Source organism: Flavobacterium sp. MAHUQ-57 (genome assembly GCF_051908335.1).
Lineage (GTDB): Bacteria > Bacteroidota > Bacteroidia > Flavobacteriales > Flavobacteriaceae > Flavobacterium.
Window position 1 is genome coordinate 318,974 of the sequence record NZ_JBPZTE010000006.1, and the last position, 19,827, is coordinate 338,800.

19 protein-coding genes are annotated in these 19,827 nt (G+C 35.8%); 9 read left to right on the forward strand and 10 right to left on the reverse strand.

Going from position 1 to position 19,827, the window contains the following annotated elements; translation table 11 throughout:
- The first annotated feature begins 17 nt into the window (after positions 1-17).
- Positions 18-1,208: a Pycsar system effector family protein gene (locus ACS8MM_RS01690; protein WP_379712377.1), complete on the forward strand. Its 1,191-nt coding sequence runs from the start codon at positions 18-20 to the stop codon at positions 1,206-1,208.
- On the opposite strand, the gene ACS8MM_RS01695 is transcribed toward ACS8MM_RS01690, so the two are convergent.
- From ACS8MM_RS01695 to ACS8MM_RS01705, 3 genes are all read right to left on the reverse strand, one after another.
- Positions 1,205-3,508 (reverse strand): GAF domain-containing protein, encoded by a 2,304-nt coding sequence (locus tag ACS8MM_RS01695; RefSeq protein ID WP_379712379.1) that lies wholly within the window; start codon positions 3,506-3,508, stop codon positions 1,205-1,207. The two genes, ACS8MM_RS01690 and ACS8MM_RS01695, sit on opposite strands and share 4 nt — an antisense overlap.
- A 553-nt stretch (positions 3,509-4,061) precedes the next feature.
- The gene (locus ACS8MM_RS01700; protein WP_379712381.1) at positions 4,062-4,826 is read right to left on the reverse strand and encodes a TIGR02757 family protein; all 765 of its coding nucleotides are present in this window, start codon (positions 4,824-4,826) and stop codon (positions 4,062-4,064) included.
- Between the two features lie 3 nt (positions 4,827-4,829).
- On the reverse strand, positions 4,830-5,522 hold the full coding sequence (locus tag ACS8MM_RS01705; RefSeq protein ID WP_379712383.1) for an ABC transporter ATP-binding protein: 693 nt from the start codon (positions 5,520-5,522) through the stop codon (positions 4,830-4,832).
- Positions 5,523-5,728: 206 nt separating this feature from the next.
- On the opposite strand from ACS8MM_RS01705, the gene msrA reads away from it, so the two are divergent.
- Together msrA and ACS8MM_RS01715 are read left to right on the forward strand one after the other, a co-directional pair.
- Entirely contained in the window at positions 5,729-6,301 is a 573-nt protein-coding gene (msrA, locus tag ACS8MM_RS01710) for a peptide-methionine (S)-S-oxide reductase MsrA (RefSeq protein WP_379712385.1), read from the forward strand.
- A 51-nt stretch (positions 6,302-6,352) separates the two neighbouring features.
- A complete protein-coding gene (locus tag ACS8MM_RS01715; protein ID WP_379712387.1) occupies positions 6,353-6,664 on the forward strand; it encodes a hypothetical protein in 312 nt (103 codons plus the stop codon).
- A gap of 29 nt (positions 6,665-6,693) precedes the next feature.
- Here ACS8MM_RS01715 and ACS8MM_RS01720 read toward each other — a convergent pair whose 3' ends face one another.
- The 6 genes from ACS8MM_RS01720 to ACS8MM_RS01745 all read right to left on the reverse strand — a co-directional run bounded on the left by ACS8MM_RS01720 (position 6,694) and on the right by ACS8MM_RS01745 (position 11,516).
- On the reverse strand, positions 6,694-6,999 hold the full coding sequence (locus tag ACS8MM_RS01720; protein WP_379712389.1) for a DUF6787 family protein: 306 nt from the start codon (positions 6,997-6,999) through the stop codon (positions 6,694-6,696).
- Between the two features lie 17 nt (positions 7,000-7,016).
- Positions 7,017-7,454 carry a DUF6146 family protein gene (locus ACS8MM_RS01725; RefSeq protein ID WP_379712391.1) on the reverse strand — a complete coding sequence of 146 codons (438 nt, stop codon included), beginning with the start codon at positions 7,452-7,454 and terminating at the stop codon, positions 7,017-7,019.
- Positions 7,455-7,505: 51 nt separating this feature from the next.
- The gene (locus tag ACS8MM_RS01730) at positions 7,506-8,150 is read right to left on the reverse strand and encodes a DUF937 domain-containing protein (RefSeq protein WP_379712393.1); all 645 of its coding nucleotides are present in this window, start codon (positions 8,148-8,150) and stop codon (positions 7,506-7,508) included.
- A gap of 50 nt (positions 8,151-8,200) precedes the next feature.
- Positions 8,201-9,160: a D-2-hydroxyacid dehydrogenase gene (locus ACS8MM_RS01735; RefSeq protein ID WP_379712395.1), complete on the reverse strand. Its 960-nt coding sequence runs from the start codon at positions 9,158-9,160 to the stop codon at positions 8,201-8,203.
- Positions 9,161-9,271: 111 nt separating this feature from the next.
- Positions 9,272-10,342 carry a 3-phosphoserine/phosphohydroxythreonine transaminase gene (gene serC / locus ACS8MM_RS01740; protein WP_379712397.1) on the reverse strand — a complete coding sequence of 357 codons (1,071 nt, stop codon included), beginning with the start codon at positions 10,340-10,342 and terminating at the stop codon, positions 9,272-9,274.
- Positions 10,343-10,457: 115 nt separating this feature from the next.
- Positions 10,458-11,516, reverse strand: a complete 1,059-nt coding sequence (locus tag ACS8MM_RS01745; protein WP_379712399.1) for an acyl-CoA reductase — start codon at positions 11,514-11,516, stop codon at positions 10,458-10,460.
- A gap of 151 nt (positions 11,517-11,667) precedes the next feature.
- Between ACS8MM_RS01745 and ACS8MM_RS01750 the strand changes: the two genes are divergently transcribed.
- From ACS8MM_RS01750 to ACS8MM_RS01770, 5 genes are all read left to right on the forward strand, one after another.
- The gene (locus ACS8MM_RS01750; RefSeq protein ID WP_379712401.1) at positions 11,668-12,018 is read left to right on the forward strand and encodes a 4Fe-4S dicluster domain-containing protein; all 351 of its coding nucleotides are present in this window, start codon (positions 11,668-11,670) and stop codon (positions 12,016-12,018) included.
- A gap of 34 nt (positions 12,019-12,052) precedes the next feature.
- On the forward strand, positions 12,053-12,466 hold the full coding sequence (locus ACS8MM_RS01755) for a hypothetical protein (RefSeq protein ID WP_379712403.1): 414 nt from the start codon (positions 12,053-12,055) through the stop codon (positions 12,464-12,466).
- A gap of 109 nt (positions 12,467-12,575) precedes the next feature.
- On the forward strand, positions 12,576-13,670 hold the full coding sequence (gene ychF, locus ACS8MM_RS01760) for a redox-regulated ATPase YchF (protein WP_379712405.1): 1,095 nt from the start codon (positions 12,576-12,578) through the stop codon (positions 13,668-13,670).
- 94 nt (positions 13,671-13,764) lie between these two features.
- Entirely contained in the window at positions 13,765-14,436 is a 672-nt protein-coding gene (locus ACS8MM_RS01765) for a hypothetical protein (protein ID WP_379712407.1), read from the forward strand.
- Complete coding sequence (locus tag ACS8MM_RS01770) at positions 14,436-15,122, forward strand: TIGR02117 family protein (RefSeq protein WP_379712409.1); 687 nt, start codon at positions 14,436-14,438, stop codon at positions 15,120-15,122. The genes ACS8MM_RS01765 and ACS8MM_RS01770 overlap by 1 nt, the downstream gene beginning before the upstream one ends.
- Positions 15,123-15,165: 43 nt before the next feature.
- On the opposite strand, the gene ACS8MM_RS01775 is transcribed toward ACS8MM_RS01770, so the two are convergent.
- A complete protein-coding gene (locus ACS8MM_RS01775; protein WP_379712411.1) occupies positions 15,166-17,766 on the reverse strand; it encodes a TonB-dependent receptor in 2,601 nt (866 codons plus the stop codon).
- Between the two features lie 188 nt (positions 17,767-17,954).
- On the opposite strand from ACS8MM_RS01775, the gene ACS8MM_RS01780 reads away from it, so the two are divergent.
- Positions 17,955-19,817 carry a DNA topoisomerase IV subunit B gene (locus ACS8MM_RS01780; protein ID WP_379712413.1) on the forward strand — a complete coding sequence of 621 codons (1,863 nt, stop codon included), beginning with the start codon at positions 17,955-17,957 and terminating at the stop codon, positions 19,815-19,817.
- Positions 19,818-19,827: the final 10 nt, after the last annotated feature.

Sequence of the window (19,827 nt, forward strand, 5' to 3'; positions counted from 1 at the left end):
TATTAAATGATCATTGTATGAATTTTATTCAACACGCAGAAGATTTCGTTTTCAACTTACTCAAAGATAATCTTTCTAATTTATATACTTACCATAATTTTAATCATACGCAAAAAGTAGTAGCCGCTGCTAAATTGCTAATCGAAAAGGAAAATATCCAAGGTAGCGATGCAGAAATAATTCAAGTTGCCGCTTGGTTCCATGACGTTGGTTACACTAAAGGCTGGGAGAAACATGAAGAAAAAAGTGTAACAATTGTTGAACAGTTTTTACGGGAAAATCAAAAAGAACAGGAGTATATCGACAAAGTAATTGGACTTATTCGAGCTACCGAAGTAAACTACGTGCCGCAGAATAGTTCGGAAATGATCATCAAAGATGCCGATTATTGCCATTTTGCAAGTGAAGATTATATTGCTACGAGTCAACTATTGCGCGAAGAATGGAAACTGACGCAAGATAAAGTGGTAACCGATTTGGAATGGCTGTCTGAAAATAGAAGAATTCTAGTGAGTTGCCATCGCTATTTTACTCCCTATGCTAAAACAGAATGGCAAAAAACAAAGGATAAAAATATCTTGCAATTGCATAAGGAAATCCAAAAACTGTCAGATAACCCGGAAAATCTTTCAAAAAACAAACTGAAAAAGAAAAAACTGGAAAAGTTGGAACGCCCGGAAAGAGGTATCGATACCATGTTCCGAACGACATTGAATAATCATACTCGGTTGAGTGAAATTGCCGACAGTAAAGCGAATATTCTGCTATCCGTTAATGCAATTATCATTTCAATCGCATTGTCTACATTGATCCCAAAACTAGATAGTCCAGGGAATGTACATTTGATTGTGCCTACATTCATTTTGTTGCTTTTTAGCGTGATATCCATCATTTTTGCCATCATGTCAACCCGTCCGAAAGTAACTAGCGGTACATTTACTCGTCAGGATATCGAAGATAAAAAGGTAAATCTGTTGTTCTTCGGAAACTTTTATAAAATGCCGCTGGAGGAATACCAATGGGCTGTCAACGAACTGATGAAGGATCGTGAGTATCTTTACAATTCCATGATTAAGGATTTGTACTTTCTAGGTTTGGTCTTAAACCGTAAATACAAACTCTTGAGAATTACCTATACGGTTTTCATGATCGGAATCATTTGTTCGGTTTTTGCCTTTATTTGGGCATTCAAAAGATCCGGACTTTAATCCAATAAAACTTTAACACGGATGGCTTTTAATCCGGATACGCCTTGTAAATCTTCAACTTCCAAGTATTCGACCATAGGTTCTAATACTTTCTGGAACTGAAGGTATTCGATGTACTTGGTGTATTCTTTTTCTTCATCGGAATGCGAATAGACTATGGTGATTTTACCTTTCTCGGTAATGCGCTTTTGGGTGTTTTTCTCCAGTGCTTTATCTATTCGTTTTTTCACCACTTCATAACGGGCATTGTAGGATCCATCCACATCAAATCGTTTCTCATCCATACGAAAACGAATCGTAATCGGGGAACTGAATACTAAAATCAACGAGGTCACTTCAAGCGGATAGGGCAAAGTGTCTTTTAATGCATAATGTTCTCTTTCCATCTCAGCCAATACTTGAAGTTGCCACAAACGCATATTGTACAAGTAATTCAAATTGAAATTCGACTGTGGTGTAATTGAATTGCCAATGTAAAGATTGTGCTCAACGCCATCGGTGTTAAACCGTTCAAAATAATGTGGAAATATCGCTTGAGCTTCTTTTTGCTTGTTGTCTAAAACGACACTCAATTTTTTATTGATGGCTGTTAAAGTCGAATCAAATTTCTTTCTTTCCTGGTAAAAAGTACCGGTGGTTTCATCAATACTGTCGAAATAATTCGCTACCAATGCATCTTGACTCTCATTTTTAAGAATCGGATGGATTTCAGTTTCAATGTAACGTTGAATTTGTTGCTCGGTATCGGCTTTTAGGTTGACGAACAAATCATTCAAATAGGTAACCAATTCGAATTTCCGTTGTTCGAGTATAGGTAATTTAGTTCGTTCGTGTAACGCTTCAATAATACTGATTAATGTACTCAGCTGGTTTTTCATATCATCCTGAGCAGCTCTGTTTCTGGTATCTGAAGATTCTTTGATGTCTATTTGTCCATACAACGGATACACATCCTTGAAGACAATTTCCTTGAAAATATAATCGGGATTGGAATGTTCATTCACGATGTACTTTTTGGCTTCTTTCTGAAATTTCCAATAAACACTCGGATGAATACTGGTGTATTCCTTTTGGATAACGGCTTCTATTTTATTTTGAATTTCCGAATTGTAACGATCGATAGTATCCACTATAAAGGGCATTACAATGTCCAGTTTGTTGGCATTGAGGCTGTTCAATTCGGAAACTTTTGAGGAAACCAATTCCATGATTCCTAATAAATTGCCGTCTTTTACCACAGGAGCAAAAACACAACTCATAACACCTTGTGCCAATAAATGATTGCCAAAGAAGCTGTTTTCCTCGCTTTTGACAAATTCGGCAACATTAGAGATGGCGACATAGTTTTTGTCTTCTATTAATGTTTTGTAAATACCGCTATTTAAGGCTTTCTTACATTTCATTTCTGGTGAACCACAAAGTAGAAAACTGTCTACTTTCTTTTCCTTGTCCATAGTACTGAACTTGGTTTCGTCTTGGGCAAAAGTGGTGTAACCAATACGTAAATCGGGTATTTTGTATATGGATTGTAATATGCCTTTCAGAATTTCATTGAAATCTTCATTCTCTTCCTCATCATTCAATCGTAATAAGGTACTTTTAAGATTGGAAACGGCATTTTCGGTAGTTGCATCAAAAAGAACTACAATTCCAAAACCTTTCAAAATCCAACTTTCTACCGGGAATTTTTCTTTCCAAATGGCAATATTGTCAAAACTGTCCATTAGTAAGGCAATATCTTCGGGAGTTAGTTGTACCGCTTTATCCGTTGGCAGTATTTCCAGAAAATCAGCATTGTACAATATTCGGTAATGTTTCATAATCCCCTCTGCATCCGGAATATCATAAAACAAAGGTTTGCTGAAATCAAGATGCTGATGATAATACACATTCAAAATAAGACAACAACTCATGATGTAAAATTGTCTGTCGTCTAAATCACGAATGGTTATGTCAAAATCAGTTCCGGCATCTTTCAATATTTTCTTGAAACGTTCTGTATAGTTGAAGGTGATATTCACAAACGGAATCGTAATTGCTTTAATTTCATTGTGGGTTAAAGCAGTTGGAAACAAATCGGCCATCAAATGCTGAATGAGCTGTTCGTTTTCATGAATCTGACTCATACTGGTAATACCTTCTCTTAATTCAGGGTAAGGCGCCGTCTCAGCAAGCAAAGCTTTGGCATAATTGGAACGGTAATCAACATCCGAATCTGCGATTGATTCTAATGCCTCTAGTACTTTATGAAAGGATATCTTTATTTGAAAAGGATTCTCTGGGAAATTATTAAAATTCATAGCTATAATGAAAAGTAGCTCAAAGTTACTAAATAATCACCGTTAGGAAATCGCTATTTAAGGATAACTTAACTAAAACAGTCAGAACTTCTGCTTTTAAAGGAATTGTTATTCGCCTAAACGGTTACACTTTAAAACAATTACTAAGTTTTAACCAACTAGTATCAAAGTAGTATCAAAGTAGTATCAAAGTAGTATTAAAGTAGTATTAAAGTAGTATTAAAGTAGTATCAAAGTAGTATCAAAGTAGTATCAAAGTAGTATCAAAGTAGTATCAAAGTAGTATCAAAGTAGTATCAAAGTAGTATCAAAGTAGTATCAAAGTAGTATCAAAGTAATATCAACCTAGTATTGGATTATTAGGTTTTTAGTTTATACGATTAGTAAACTCCTTGGATTTTGGATGTAAATGCACATAGTATCAATGGTTCCAGACCCCGACAGTGCTTAATTCATGTGGCGTGCATCTTTCGATCCTTAATTTCTGCTATCGATAAATCGAAGTAATCTAACAATCTCAATGCTGCTATTCTAGCAATTGGGCGAGTCTACATCAAAATCCTTCAAAAACACCCAATCCAAATAACGCAAAGTCATACTTTACTGGGTCATTGGTATCCAATAATCGAAGTTGGGTGTCCAATTCCAGCAATGCTTTTGCATCGTTTTGTTTTCGGGTTAACAATCCTAATTTTCGGGCTACATTTCCAGAGTGTACATCCAAAGGACAAGATAGGGAAGAGGCAGGTATACTTTTCCATATACCAAAATCAACTCCTTTTTGGTCTTGACGACACATCCAACGCAAATACATGTTAATGCGCTTGGCTGCAGATCCTCCTAATGGATCCGGTAAATGCTTCTCTGTGCGAGGTAAATGATCAATTTCGAAAAATGTTTTTTTGAATTCCGAAATACTTTGTTGCATCGAACCGTTGGCATGGTGCTTTGAAAATACAGCCTCAAGTCCACCGTGATGGATATAAATGTTTTTTAAAGCGCTGATAAAGCCTATAAAATCTTGTCCGTTAAAGGTGCGGTGAACAAAAGAGCGAAGTAATTCCAAATCTTTCTCCGTGTGATTCATAACAAAATCATAAGGAGAATTCCCCATAAGTTCCATCTTCTTTTGGGCGTTCTTGATAATCATCTTCCGATTGCCCCATGCTATTACCGAAGCCAAAAAGCCAGCGATTTCTATATCTTCTTTTAAAGTAAACGAATGAGGTATTTGTATGGGATCGCTCTCAATGAAATTAGGGTTGTTATACAACGCTACCTTCTCGTCAAGAAATTCGTGTAGTTCACTAAACTCCATGAATTATACAAAAACTTTTGTAGGGTTAACCGATTCATTTCGGATATCACCATCCACCATAGTTAGTTTCCTATCGGCCATGTTTGCTAAATCTTCATTGTGTGTTACAATGACGAAGGTTTGCCCAAACTCATCTCTCAGTTTGAAAAACAGTTGGTGCAGGTTTTCAGCGGTATGAGTGTCTAAATTACCGGAAGGTTCATCGGCAAAAATAACCGCGGGCTTGTTAATCAGAGCACGAGCTACCGCTACACGTTGTTGTTCACCACCTGAAAGTTCATTGGGTTTGTGGTGAATGCGATGGCCTAAACCTAAATACGTCAATAAACGAATGGCTTCTTCTTCCGTTTCCTTTTTGGGTTTATTGGCAATAAAAGCGGGTATGCACACATTCTCTAAAGCGGTAAACTCGGGTAATAATTGGTGAAATTGAAAAATGAATCCTAAATTGAGATTACGAAACCTTGAAAGTTCCTTGTCATTCATTTTCAATACGTTTTCTCCATTTATCTCAAGTAAAGCATTACTGTTTTTTGAAGGTTTGTCTAGGGTGCCCAAGATTTGCAACAATGTGGTTTTTCCTGCTCCTGATACGCCAACAATTGAAACTATTTCGCCTTTCTTTATATGAAGATTTACGCCTTTCAATACCTGAAGTTGGTCGTAGTATTTTTGAATATTACTTGCTTTGATCATTCGTGTGAATTTCTACAAAGAAACAAAGATTTTCGGTTTTATAAAATCCGGGAGCGCATAATCTGCGTATATAATGATAAAGTTTCGTTAAGACCGAAACGGCAAGTCGCTAATTTTTTAATTTTGGTAAAAGAGTAATCATGAAAGCATTTTTTTTATCTTTAATATCTCTCATGACAATGAGTTGTGATTCGAAAGCAAAATCTATGGAAAGTATAGAACCTCAAGCTATGGGTATCTCCAATGGAAAAGAAACCGCAATTTTTGCTGGTGGCTGTTTTTGGTGTACCGAAGCTGTTTTTTTGGAATTGAACGGCGTGGAAAGTATTAAACCAGGTTACATTGGTGGCAAATCCAGTAATCCGACTTACGAGGAAGTGTGTTCTGGATATTCCGGTCACGCCGAAGCGGTAAAGATTGTATTTGATCCAACCAAAATAAGTTATGGTGAATTGTTGGAAGTGTTTTTTGCAACACACGATCCAACTACCATCAACCGTCAAGGTGCCGATGTGGGTTCCCAATACCGAAGCGAAGTATTTACTACAAATGCCCAACAAAAGGAATTGGCAACAGCCTATATAAAGTTATTGAACGATGAGAATACCTTTGGTAAGAAGGTAGTTACTAAAGTTAGTGATGCCTCTACTTTTTATGTAGCCGAAGATTACCACCAAAATTATTACAATCAAAATAAAGAAAAATCATATTGTACTTACGTAATTACTCCGAAAGTAGAAAAAGTACGAAAAGAATTCAAGGACAAACTGAAAAAGTAATTTGGCATCTGTTTTGATACGATATAGGCATAAACTTTAATTTTTTGTGGAATGACAAAAGAAGTACAGGTAGAGGTTTCTGCTTATAAACCTCAGGCAACAACTGGTAAGTTGATTATCAGTTTGCTATTTGATGCATTGGGTATGCTTACGTTTGCAGTTCCCATTGTAGGTGATGCATTTGATGTAATCTGGGCTCCCATTGCTGCTTTCGCTTTATCTATGATGTATAAAGGGAGCGTGGGTAAAATAGGAGGTACCATTGCTTTTATCGAGGAGATAATTATTGGATTAGATTTTGTACCCACTTTTACGCTCACATGGTTGTACGAGTACTTACAAGATAAGAAACATAGTAAATAAAAGAAAAATCCCGAAAATTCGGGATTTTTTTATGTTTTGAATAGGAAGCCTAAGCCCATAGCTTTCAGCATCTTCTTTTCGAACTCCCAAAAGAATTTAAACTGCCCAAATATAAACCCGAAGCCTACCAAAAGAACTTGGTATACAGGCAATACAATTACAATCTTTAGGATAATATACAAGATATAAGGCATACTGTCTTTGGCAATACCAAAGAAATCCAATATAGGTTTAGAAACCATTACACTAGAAGAACCGGTGATGGCAAAAACGACAAAAATGACGGTCAACTGCCAATTCGATGTAATTCCCCAGCGTTGTTTTAATTTGTTCATAAGGCAAATATAAAAATTTACCTTGGTGGTACAATACCGAATAGGTTTTGTTTATAGGTATTTTGAAAGTAAACCATATAATTATAAATCAGATAATTTACTTCATATCCATATCGAATCCTTGGATCATAATTGATCTGCATTTCATAGAGTTTAGAATCATAACGTTGGGGTTGTAAAACTCTTCTGTTCCATTCCTCAACATACCAACGATTTTTATTTTCTAGAAAGATTTCACTATGATAACCTCGAGCAAAAGATCGAGATTGTAACCAATGAGTGAATCCTGGATCAATGATATATACAGAATACTCTATTGCATCGTTGGCAATTTTAACCGTGTCGCCCTTAATGACTTTAGCATTGGCAACTTCGTTGTTTGCGGTGATTTGAGCTTTTGTATTACATGAAACCAAACTCAGTACCACTACCATTAGTATCACTAAAGTTCTCATAATCGTAAAATAGTAAAAAACCACGCTATGAATAGCGTGGTTTGGTTATTATTATTTTCTTCCGAATATACTACTTAAAAGTCCGCCTAAGCCTCCTTTTTTTGTTGCTGCCGCTACGGCATCACCTACACCTAACTGACCATCTCCATCTTGATCCAATACAGATGTTAAAATAGAGCCACCTCCAGAAGGTATTGCAGCTGTTTCCGTGTTGTTTCCGCCAAGCAATCCGCCAAGCAATCCACCTAAATCAGTTCCGTTCTGCACATTAGAGCTTTTGGCTTTGCTTGCAAGAAACGACATTAAAAGTGGAGCTGCTATTTTCAATATCATTCCGATTTTATCAGTACTTACTCCAGTATTTTGACTTAATGCATTTTCAACACTGGTTTGATTTCCTCCCAAAACGTGACCAAGAATCTTGCCTCCATCTTCAACATCAACTCCGCCACCTCCTAGTAATCCTCCTAAATTATCCAATAACCCGCCATCATGCTTTCCGCCCATAAGTGCACCAAGCAATCCTCCGGCTCCTTCTTCTGAAGATGCGTTACTTTGCATTGCATTGACCAATGCAGGTAATGCTGATGTTAAAACAGAAGAAGTTTCAGTTTCCGATGTACCTGCCTGTTGACCTACAGTAGCTACAATTTGTTTGCCTAAATCACTATTTAATAAATCCATTAATCCAGCCATAATTTCTTAATTGTCTTTTAGTTAGTAAGACATAAATGTAAGAAATAATTTTAGATTTCGTGTTTTAATAATGTTATAATTTGCTCGGCCAATTCGGTTCCGATTCTATCTTGAGCTTCAACAGTTGCTGCTCCGATATGAGGAGTCATTGATATTTGTGGATGCATCAAAATCTGTACAGCCGGAGTAGGTTCGTCTTGAAATACATCCAATCCAGCGAAAGCTACTTTTTTACTATCCAATGCTTCAATCAAATCAACTTCATTAATAATTCCACCTCGGGAACAGTTGATAATTCCTACTCCGTCTTTCATGATTTCGAATTCCTTTTTTGCAATTAAATAGCCATCTTGCGAAGGAACATGTAGTGTAATGAAGTCGGAATGTTTCAGTAATTCTTCAACAGGCTCGGTTGAAATCTCTAAATCGATAAATTGATCGTTGTAAAATTCAACGCGTATTTGTGCCTTCCCTACAAAACTGTCGGATGCAATTACTTTCATTCCTAAACCTAAGGCCATTTTGGCAACCGCCTGTCCAATTCTTCCAAAACCAATAATACCAATGGTTTTTCCTCTTAACTCAATTCCGTTAGCATATGCTTTCTTTAAACCGTCAAAATTACTATCGCCTTCCAAAGGCATGTTTCTATTGGAATCATGTAGAAAACGTACTCCACTAAACAAATGAGCAAATACCAATTCCGCTACCGAGTTAGAAGATGAAGCAGGGGTATTGATTACCTGAATGTCTTTTGAAATGGCATAATCTACATCGATATTGTCCATACCTACACCACCACGTCCAATGATTTTTAAAGACGGACAAGCATCGATAATGTCTTTTCTGACCTTAGTGGCACTGCGTACCAATAATACGGCAATCTGATGGGTGTTTATATAGTTGGCTACTTGTTCCTGAGCCACTTTTGTTGTAATAACTTCAAATCCGGCGTTTTCCAAATGCGTAACACCGCTTTTTGAAATACCGTCGTTTGCTAAAATTTTCATTGTAATTATTTATTTAGGAGCTATTTCCCGCTGTCCACTGTATCTTTTACTTGAGCCATTTTGAGTTCCTCAATGGCTTAAGTAAAAGGATGCCGTTTCCATCGGGGCTAATTATATGTTATTTTCCAATTCTTTCATGACATCAACTAAAACCTGTACACTTTCTAAAGGTAAGGCATTGTACATCGATGCTCGGTAACCACCAACCGATCGGTGTCCTGTCAATCCGGAGATTCCTGCGGCTTTCCAAAGTTTGTCAAAGGCTTCGGCATGACTTTCGTCATTCAATACAAAAGTTGCATTCATATTGCTTCGGTCTTGTGTATTGGCGGTTCCTTTGAATAACGGATTTCTGTCGATTTCAGTATAGAGTAAATTGGCTTTAGCTTCATTGATTTTCTCTATAGCTTTGATTCCACCTAAATTCTTCAACCATTGCAAGGTAAGTAATGAGGCATAGATAGGGAATACGGGTGGAGTATTGTACATACTCTCTTTGTCGATATGTTGTTGGTAATCCAACATTGAAGGAATATAACGCCCGGTTTTACCCAGAATTTCTTCTTTAACTACAACTAAAGTCGCTCCAGCTGGTCCCATGTTTTTCTGAGCTCCGGCATAAATCAAATCAAATTGAGAAAAATCCATACTTCTTGAAAAGATATCCGAACTCATATCACAAACCACTGGTATATCCAATTTTGGAAATTCTCTCATTTGAGTTCCAAAAATAGTATTGTTGCTTGTACAATGAAAATAATCGGCATCACTAGGTAAGGTATAATTTTTAGGAATGTGATTGTAATTTTCTGCTTTGGAAGAGGCTACTACAACTGTTTCGCCAAAATGTTTTGCTTCTTTAATGGCACCACTTGCCCATGTTCCCGTATCAAGATACGCGGCTTTTCCGTTCTCTTTCATTAAATTATAAGGAACCATTAAGAATTCTAAACTTGCACCCCCGTGTAAAAATAAGGCTTGATATCCTTTATTCTCTAATCCTAAAAGTTCAAGTACCAATGCTCTGGCTTCCTCCATCACTGCTACAAAATCTTTGCTTCGGTGGGAAATCTCTAAAATAGATAAATCAAGATTGTTAAAATTGAGAATAGCTTGTGCTGATTTTTCAAAAACTTCCTGTGGAAGAATACATGGACCAGCACTGTAATTGTGTTTTTTCATTGTGTTGTTTGTTGTATTTTAAAAGAAAAACACAAATTTCGTGAAAAGTGTTCAAAAAAAGCCTAATTGTTGTTAACATTAGGCTTTAGTTTATTAACGAAAACGTTTTCGTTTGTTATAAATTCAAAAGAAAATCCAATGTATCGACATTATCTGCATAATCCCAAAGTTTTGGCTTTTGTGTTTGTCCAAAGGCAATGCTGTTGTCAATTAAGCCATTTGACACAATACATTGTATCGAATCAACATCGTTTTGCAATCTAGTTTTGACATCTTCAATATTTTCATAGAATTCATAAAAAACCGAAGAAATAGGAGAGGCGTAACTAGTGTCTTCTTTTATGGTAATGAAACCATTATCCAACAACTGATAAAGACTCATTAGAAAAACCGCTTTGTTGTAATCGTAATTGTTGGCGTATTTTTCATATTTGATGATATCCTGATACACAAAAATGGCTTCAAAGAAATTTTTAAAATCGTATCCTTTGGGTACAAATAGCTTGGAAACATTTCGGCAACCCAATCCGAAATAACGGAAAATATCCTCGCCCAGATTGGTTAAATCTTCTTTGGTTTCATTCCCGTTTAAAACAGCAACCGAATTCCGATTTTTACGTATAATACTTGGTTTGTCCTTGAAATAATATTCGAAATAACGTGCGGTATTATTACTTCCGGTAGCAATCACAGCATCAAAATTTTCCAGTTTGCCTTCAGTAAATACAATAAATTGCTTTAATTCAGGTTGTATTTCAATAAGGTAATTGGCTAAAAACGGTAATAAATGCTGATCGTTAGATGAAGTTTTAATAAGCACTTTGTGTCCGCTTATCAAAACGGATAAAAAATCATGAAAACCAACCAATGGAATGTTTCCTGCTAAAATTAATCCAACTGTTTTGACATTTGTTTTTGAAAAATCATAGGGTGCAACCCATGTACTTAAATTAGCTTCTGTTAATGCTTCTGCCCATGAATTGATCGAATAATACACTTGTTCGGGCGTAAACCAACCGTTATGCGACTGTGATAATTCAATCAATGAAACAAAGCGCTCAAAGTATTGATCGTTCTGTTTTACATCGTTAGCTTTTACCGAATTTTCCAATTGAAACTGACGTAAAAACTTTCCTAATTCAATAAAGGCATGTATTTTGTCTTTTTGTAGCATTTGTTTTTTGCGTATGTGTGGTTTACATTGTAATTTTGTGCAAAAATAAGTTTTTTAGCATTAAGCCGTATGCAATATGCTATAACCTTTTTATTTTAAAATCATTTTAACAGCTTATAGCTTATAGCTTAAGGCATAAAGCAGAAACGATATGGCAATTATAATAACAGATGAGTGCATCAATTGTGGTGCTTGCGAACCGGAATGTCCAAATACTGCAATTTATGAAGGCGCTGATGATTGGCGTTGGAAAGACGGTACTTCTTTAAGTGGTAAAATCATTTTACCGGATGGTACCGAAATCGATGCTGATGCAGCGCAAACCCCAGTTTCGGACGATATTTACTATATTGTTCCAGGTAAATGTACCGAATGTAAAGGTTTTCATGAAGAACCACAGTGTGCAGCTGTTTGTCCGGTAGATTGTTGCGTTCCCGATGATAATCATGTTGAGGATGAAGAAACATTACTGAACCGACAGGCATTTTTACATAATGAATAACTCAATGGTGCACCCATTGAGAAAATTTATACGATTGCATTCAATCCTATTCTCCACAGCAGTGGTTTTAATAGGATTTTTTTATTTCAAAATTATGAATTTGAATAATTATAATTTCTACCCTGGGAAAGTAATCGGATTAGAAAAGATTCATTCAAAAGTTTCAAGTGCTGGAAAAATAAATGGAGGAAGTTATGTGGCTATTAAGAGAGACATTCCTAATGTGGAGTATTATAAAAACAATGATACGATAAGGTACGATCAGGGTGAACTCAGATTAGTTACTAATTTTGAAGTAAACGAGGAAATAATTGTTCTTGAAAATAAACAGAATGATAATAAAACGTACATCTATTCTGTCTTTTACTATTGGATAGATTACTATGAATTGGTTTTTACATTATTTGTATTTCTATTTATTTTAGGATTCATTAAAAATTTTGTCTAACGGGATTTATCTCAATTTGCATTTTTTTGTTTTAATCTTAGATTGATTGTATCACTTTGAGACTTTACAACTTTTAACCTATATTTGCACACTTTTAAAAATCAGAATAATGAAAGCAGGTATCGTAGGATTGCCAAACGTAGGAAAATCCACTCTTTTTAATTGTTTATCTAATGCAAAAGCACAAAGTGCTAACTTCCCGTTTTGTACGATTGAACCTAATATAGGTGTGGTAAACGTTCCAGATCCAAGAATCAACCGTTTGGAAGAATTAGTGAAACCTGAGCGTGTACAGATGGCAACTGTAGATATCGTAGATATTGCAGGGTTAGTGAAAGGAGCGAGTAAAGGAGAAGGTTTAGGGAATCAGTTCCTTGGGAATATCCGCGAGTGTAATGCTATTATTCACGTTTTGCGTTGTTTTGATAATGACAATATTGTGCACGTAGATGGGAATGTAAACCCTATTCGCGACAAAGAAACGATTGATATTGAATTGCAGTTGAAAGATTTGGAAACGATTGAAAAACGTTTGGAAAAAGTAAACCGAGCTGCAAAAACCGGTAATAAAGAAGCTCAGGCTGAACAAGCTTTATTGAATAGAATTAAAGATGCATTACTACAAGCTAAATCAGCGCGTACTGTTGTTCCTCAAAACCAAGATGAAGAAGTTTTAATGGAAAGCTTCCAGTTGATTACTGCAAAACCAGTATTGTACGTTTGTAACGTGGATGAAGGTTCGGCTGCAACCGGAAATGCTTATGTGGAGCAGGTTCGTGAATTGGTGAAGGATGAAAATGCTGAAATCATTGTTTTAGCAGTAGGTACTGAAGCAGATATCACAGAATTGGAAACATACGAAGAGCGTCAAATGTTTTTAGAAGATTTAGGTTTAAAAGAACCAGGTTCTTCTGTATTAATTCGTGCAGCTTACAAATTATTAAACCTTCAGACGTATTTTACTGCAGGTGTGAAAGAAGTTCGTGCTTGGACTATCAATATTGGTGATACAGCTCCAAAAGCTGCCGGTGTAATCCATACTGATTTTGAAAAAGGATTTATCCGTGCTGAAGTTATTGCTTTTGAAGATTACTCCAACTTCGGTTCGGAAGCGAAAGTGAAAGAAGCCGGAAAATTAAGAGTAGAAGGAAAAGAATATGTGGTTAAAGATGGAGATGTGATGCACTTCCGATTTAATGTGTAAATCAAACTATTTGATACAAAGATATTTGAGCGAAACCTAGTGGTTTCGCTTTTTTTTGGCTCAATTTTTGATTTCCAATTGTAAACTATTCCCTATGAAATGTCAATTTTTTTTGGTGTTGCTCGTATTGCCTTTTTTGTCTTGTAAAAATTATTTGTCAGAACCGACAGAAAGCTTCGATTTATACTTTGAAAAACCCCAACCGGTAAATGATTCCGAATTATCGAAAATCCCTTCTAGGTTTTTTGGATCCTACTGTATTAATGAAAATTTTTTCTTGGAGGTTACCAAAGATCAGATTGTAACCAAGCATTTTGATACCTACAGATTTCATAAAAACTTACTGGATTCATTAAAAGTGGAATTCCATGTCACCAAAGATAAATTCATTTCCAAAAATGATGCTGAGTTTCAATTTGATTATAAATTCGTTGGTGATTCTATCGAATTGTCAGATATTAACGTTAATACCCTTTTTGGTTTTTCAGATAGGCAGAAAATGAAAAGAGTTGGGAATTGTCTTATTTTAAATGAAAAGGATTCAGTTTTTTGGAAAGCAAAAATTGTGCGATTTGATAAAAAATCGGTTGCAATCGAATATATAGGTGATTTGAGTGATTTAGATCAATTTGATTCTATAACAAAAGTTAAATCCAAGAAAATTGATTCAACAAAATTCATCCTCTCACCGTCCAGAAGGGAGTTTAAAAAGTATATGGAACTCAGTAAGAAATCGCCATTCCATAAATTTAATAAAGATATATAATGGTGAAAATTATAAAAGTGGCAAAATTCCTTCTAAAACTGGTATTGGGTTTTGTAGGGTTTCTACTAATTTATATTTTAGGTGCTTTTTTGCTACCTAAAATACCTGTGAATTCAAATATTTCAACCGAAGGAAAAACTATACCAATTTATATACTTTCAAATGGTGTGCATACGGATATTGTTCTTCCAGTGAAAAATGAATTGTACGATTGGAGTCAAAAAGTAAAATTTGAAAACACGATAACGAAAGATTCGACTGCTCAGTGGGTGGCTTTTGGATGGGGAGATAAAGGGTTTTATTTGGAAACACCAACATGGAATGATTTGAAATTTTCAACTGCCTTCAAAGCGGCTTCTGGATTGAGTACTTCGGCAATTCATGCCACATTTTATAAAAGTTTAAAAGAGAATTCAAATTGCAGACGTTTAGTGGTTTCTCAATCGGAGTACCAGAAATTAGTTGCATTTATTAATGATTCATTTGTAACCGAATCAGAGCAGTATAAGTTTATAAATACGAATGCTGTATATGGTAAAAACGATGCTTTTTATGAAGCAAAAGGTAGTTATAGCTTATTTCATACGTGTAACACTTGGGCTAATAATGCATTAAAAGCGTCCGACCAAAAAGCAGCTTTTTGGACAACTACAGATACCGGTATTTTGGATCATTATAGAAATTAAAAAGCCGCTCATTGAGCGGCTTTTTTTTTGTCTTTCAAATGGATTAGAATTTAACTCCTAATCGTACAAATCCATAAGTACCATTAGAACCCATTTGTACAGAGTCGAAGTTACCTCCGGTTTCTGTTTCTGTATCTTGAATATCTGGATAAACATTCAACAAGTTGTTAACTCCTAATGTTACATTGAAATTTTTGGTAATTTCTTGATTTATCGAAACGTCGGTAACGATTTTTCCTCCGTAATAATCGATTGTATCTAACCAATCTACTAATTCAACTGCACCAAAACGAGTAAATCTTACGTTAGCATTGAATTTTTTATTGTAGTTATAGTTGAAACTTAAACCAAATTTACTTTCAGGGGCTGAAGCCAATAAGAAGTTTTGTTCTCTTCTTCCGAATAGTGTTTCTTGATCCAATCCAGTTCCACCACCGATATTACCAATACTCATTTTGTTGATATTACCAATGAAAGAAGTTCCTAGAGAACTGTTCCCGAATTTCTCATCATAGCTTAATACAAAATCAACACCAACAGTTTGAGTATTCAAAGCATTGGCAAAGAATTGTACATTGGCCACATTCTGACCTGGTATACCGCTTCCGTCAAATTGACCAGTTAAAACCACACGGTCTTGAATATCTACAAAATAACCATCAACTGTACCTGTGAATTTTCCTCTTTTGTAAGTGAAACCTAAACTGGCATTAAACGCTTTTTCTTCTTTCAACTCGTCAATTCCGAATGCTTTAGTAATTTCGCTATCGTTCGAAGCTAATAAGGTTTCAGATGGTACTCCACTGATATAGTCTGTGAATTTTAAGTTGTAGTATTTTTGAGCTAATGAAGGAGCTCTAAATCCAGTACTCATTGAATAACGCATTGAAAAATCTTTGGTTAGCTTGATGCGTTGTGCAATTTTAGCATTCCAAGTTGAACCGAAATCGCTATAATTTTCATAACGTACAGCTACTGCTAAATTTACATTATCGTTAAAATCGAATTCAGTATCAACATAGGCAGCAAAGTTGCTTCTTGATTTATCTACTTCATTGTCTGGGCTGTATCCTGGAAATCCTTGAGATCCGCCTGGTCTTGGATCACCGTTACCATCAACAACATAATCCGCTGGATCTGTATCTTCAGTTACTAAATCTCCGTTAACATCGTATAAAGCATAAGAAGCTTCTTCTCCTGCAAAAATTTTAAAGTTTTCGGTACGGTATTCAGCACCAAAAGCAAAGTTCATCCCTTTTAAAACACTATCAAAATTTCTGGTAAAATGTACACCTGTTGTATTTTGTGATAGTGAATGTCCACCAGCATCAAATGAAGTAGGTGAATTTTCTTCTAATGAAGCATTTAAAGTGTTGTGAATATCATATTTGAAATGATTGTTTCCATAAGTATTGTTGAAGTCTACATCCCAATTCGCAATTTTAGTTTTAAAACCAGCAGAAATTGATGCATCGGTTATTTTTGTACCGATTATTGGATCGAAGCCGTTAGGGTAGATCGCTGGAATATTTCTCGGACTGTCTGCAGTTCTTGTAAAAGCATACGCATCAGAATCTCTTAAACCAATACCTCCGAAAGCATAAATACTTGAATTATCGCCTACATTGTAAGAACCGTTCAAAAATACAGTTCCGTTTTTAGCAGCTGCATCTCCAAACTGATTTCTGTAGATATCGTATTTGTCTGAATTGGCTGGTCGATTCGTATGGTCTTTTTTCGATGCGTCTAATGTAGCATTTAAAAAGCCTTTATCGCCTAGCTTGAACCCATAATTTCCATTTACCTGAACGGTTTGTCCATCAAAACCATCCGATTTGATATCGTCGTCACCATAAGGAGTTTTAGAGTTGTATGTACCATAGGTTACATTTCCATTGAATTCTTCAACATTATCTTTTAATACAATATTGATTACACCGGCAATCGCATCGGAACCATATTGTGCAGAAGCACCGTCTCTTAAGATTTCAATACGTTTAATGGCAGCTGCAGGAATGGCATTCATATCGGTTCCTGTATTACCACGACCTCTTGAACCGAAAAGGTTAACCAATGAAGATTGGTGGCGTCTTTTACCGTTAATTAAAACTAATGTTTGATCTGGTCCTAAACCTCTCAAAGTAGCAGGGTCAACGTGGTCAGCACCATCCGATCCAGATTGTTTACTTGCATTGAATGACGGCGCTAAATACTGAAGCAAAGCATTTACCTCAATTTGTCCCGTTTTAGTAACAACATCCTGCATATTGATTACGTCTACTGCTACAGGTGAGTCAATAATAGTTCGTTTCGTATTTCTTGAACCTACAGCTTGAATTGTAACTTCGTCCAAAAGCACACCGTCTTCTTCCAAACTTACAACTATCGGACTTTGGCTTGCACTAACTTCCATTTTTTTGTACCCCAAAGATGAAATAGTCAAAACAGAGTTGGAATTGGTTACATTGATTTTGAATTTTCCTTCATAATCTGTGGTTGTTCCGTTAGAAGAGCCTTTTTCTACAATATTGGCGCCTACCACTGGCTGACCGTTATTGTCGTTTACCGTTCCGGTAACTAATTTTTGGGAATATCCTATACATACCCCAAAAAATAATAACATAATAGTTAATACTTTTTTCATTGTTTTAGTTCGTTTAATTTGATGCTAATATAAATAAAAATGTAATGTTAATTTTTTGTGAAAATAATATTTATGAGAAATGAAGTGTTAATAAGTACTACTTGCTTCTTTGTCGATAACTTTATGGTTGACCTATTTTATATCTATTGGATTTACTATATATTAGCGCAAAATCGATAATTTTCAAAATGCTAGAGCAAAATCAATATACCGAAGACAATATCCGTTCTCTCGACTGGAAAGAACATATCCGTATGCGACCGGGGATGTACATCGGAAAATTAGGTGATGGTTCATCACCTGATGACGGTATTTATATTTTATTGAAGGAAGTCCTCGATAACTGTATTGACGAATTCGTAATGGGTGCAGGGAAAACAATCGAAGTTACCGTAAAGGATAAAATGGTAACTGTTCGTGATTATGGTCGTGGTATTCCTTTGGGGAAAGTGGTGGATGTTGTATCCAAAATGAATACCGGAGGAAAGTATGACTCCAAAGCCTTCAAAAAATCAGTTGGTTTGAATGGGGTAGGTACGAAGGCTGTGAATGCACTTTCAACTTATTTTCGAGTTGAATCGGTACGTGACAATCAGCAAAAAGCAGCTGAATTCTCTGCTGGTAATTTAACTATAGAAGAAGATGTAGTTGAAACAACGAAACGCAAAGGAACTAAAGTTTCTTTCGTAGCCGATGATACGATCTTCAAACACTACAAGTACCGTAACGAGTACATTGTGAAAATGTTGAAAAATTACTGTTATCTAAATACAGGGTTGACAATAATTTATAATGGGGAAAAGTTTTATTCCGATAATGGATTAAAGGATTTATTGGAGGAAACCATTTCAGAAGAAGATATGGTATACCCAATCATTCATCTTTTGGGTGATGACATCGAAATTGCGATGACTCACAGTAAAACTCAGTACTCTGAGGAATATTATTCGTTTGTGAATGGTCAGAATACGACTCAGGGAGGTACGCACTTGGGTGCTTTCCGTGAAGCGATTGTTCGAACAATTAAAGAGTTTTACAATAAACCGTTTGAGGCTTCGGATATTCGTAAATCTATTGTTTCCGCGATTTCAGTAAAAGTGGAAGAGCCGGTTTTCGAATCACAAACCAAAACGAAATTAGGTTCTACCGAAATGGGACCTAATGCACTTTCTGTTCGTACGTTTATCAACGATTTTATCAAAACTAAATTAGACAACTTCTTACATAAAAATCCGGAAGTAGCCGATTTACTATTGCGCAAAATCCTTCAAGCAGAACGCGAACGCAAAGAATTGTCAGGTATTCGCAAATTGGCCAAAGAACGTGCTAAGAAAGCAAGTTTACATAATAAAAAGCTTAGAGATTGCCGCGTTCATTTAACTGATGCCAAAAATCCAAGAAGTTTGGAAAGTACCCTTTTTATTACCGAGGGAGATTCGGCATCGGGATCGATTACCAAATCCCGTGATGTGAACACACAGGCGGTTTTCAGTTTGCGTGGTAAGCCTTTGAATTCGTATGGAATGACCAAGAAAATTGTATACGAAAACGAAGAGTTTAACTTGTTACAGGCTGCTTTGGATATTGAAGAAAGTATGGAAGATTTGCGTTACAATAATATCGTAATTGCAACCGATGCCGATGTCGATGGTATGCACATTCGCTTACTTTTGATTACCTTTTTCTTACAGTTTTTTCCGGAACTAATCAAAGAAGGTCATTTGTATATTTTACAAACGCCATTGTTCCGTGTGCGAAACAAAAAAGAAACGATTTACTGCTACAGCGATGAAGAACGTCGTGTCGCCATAGATAAATTAAAACCAAAACCAGAAATCACCCGATTCAAAGGATTGGGAGAAATTTCTCCAGACGAGTTCAAACATTTTATTGGTGACGATATCCGATTGGATCCTGTTATGCTGGATAAAGCGACTTCCATTGAAAAATTATTGGAATTCTACATGGGTAAAAACACACCAGACCGTCAGGAATTCATTATCAATAACCTAAAAGTGGAATTGGATACTGTAGAGGAGTTGACGAGTTAAAATTACTTGA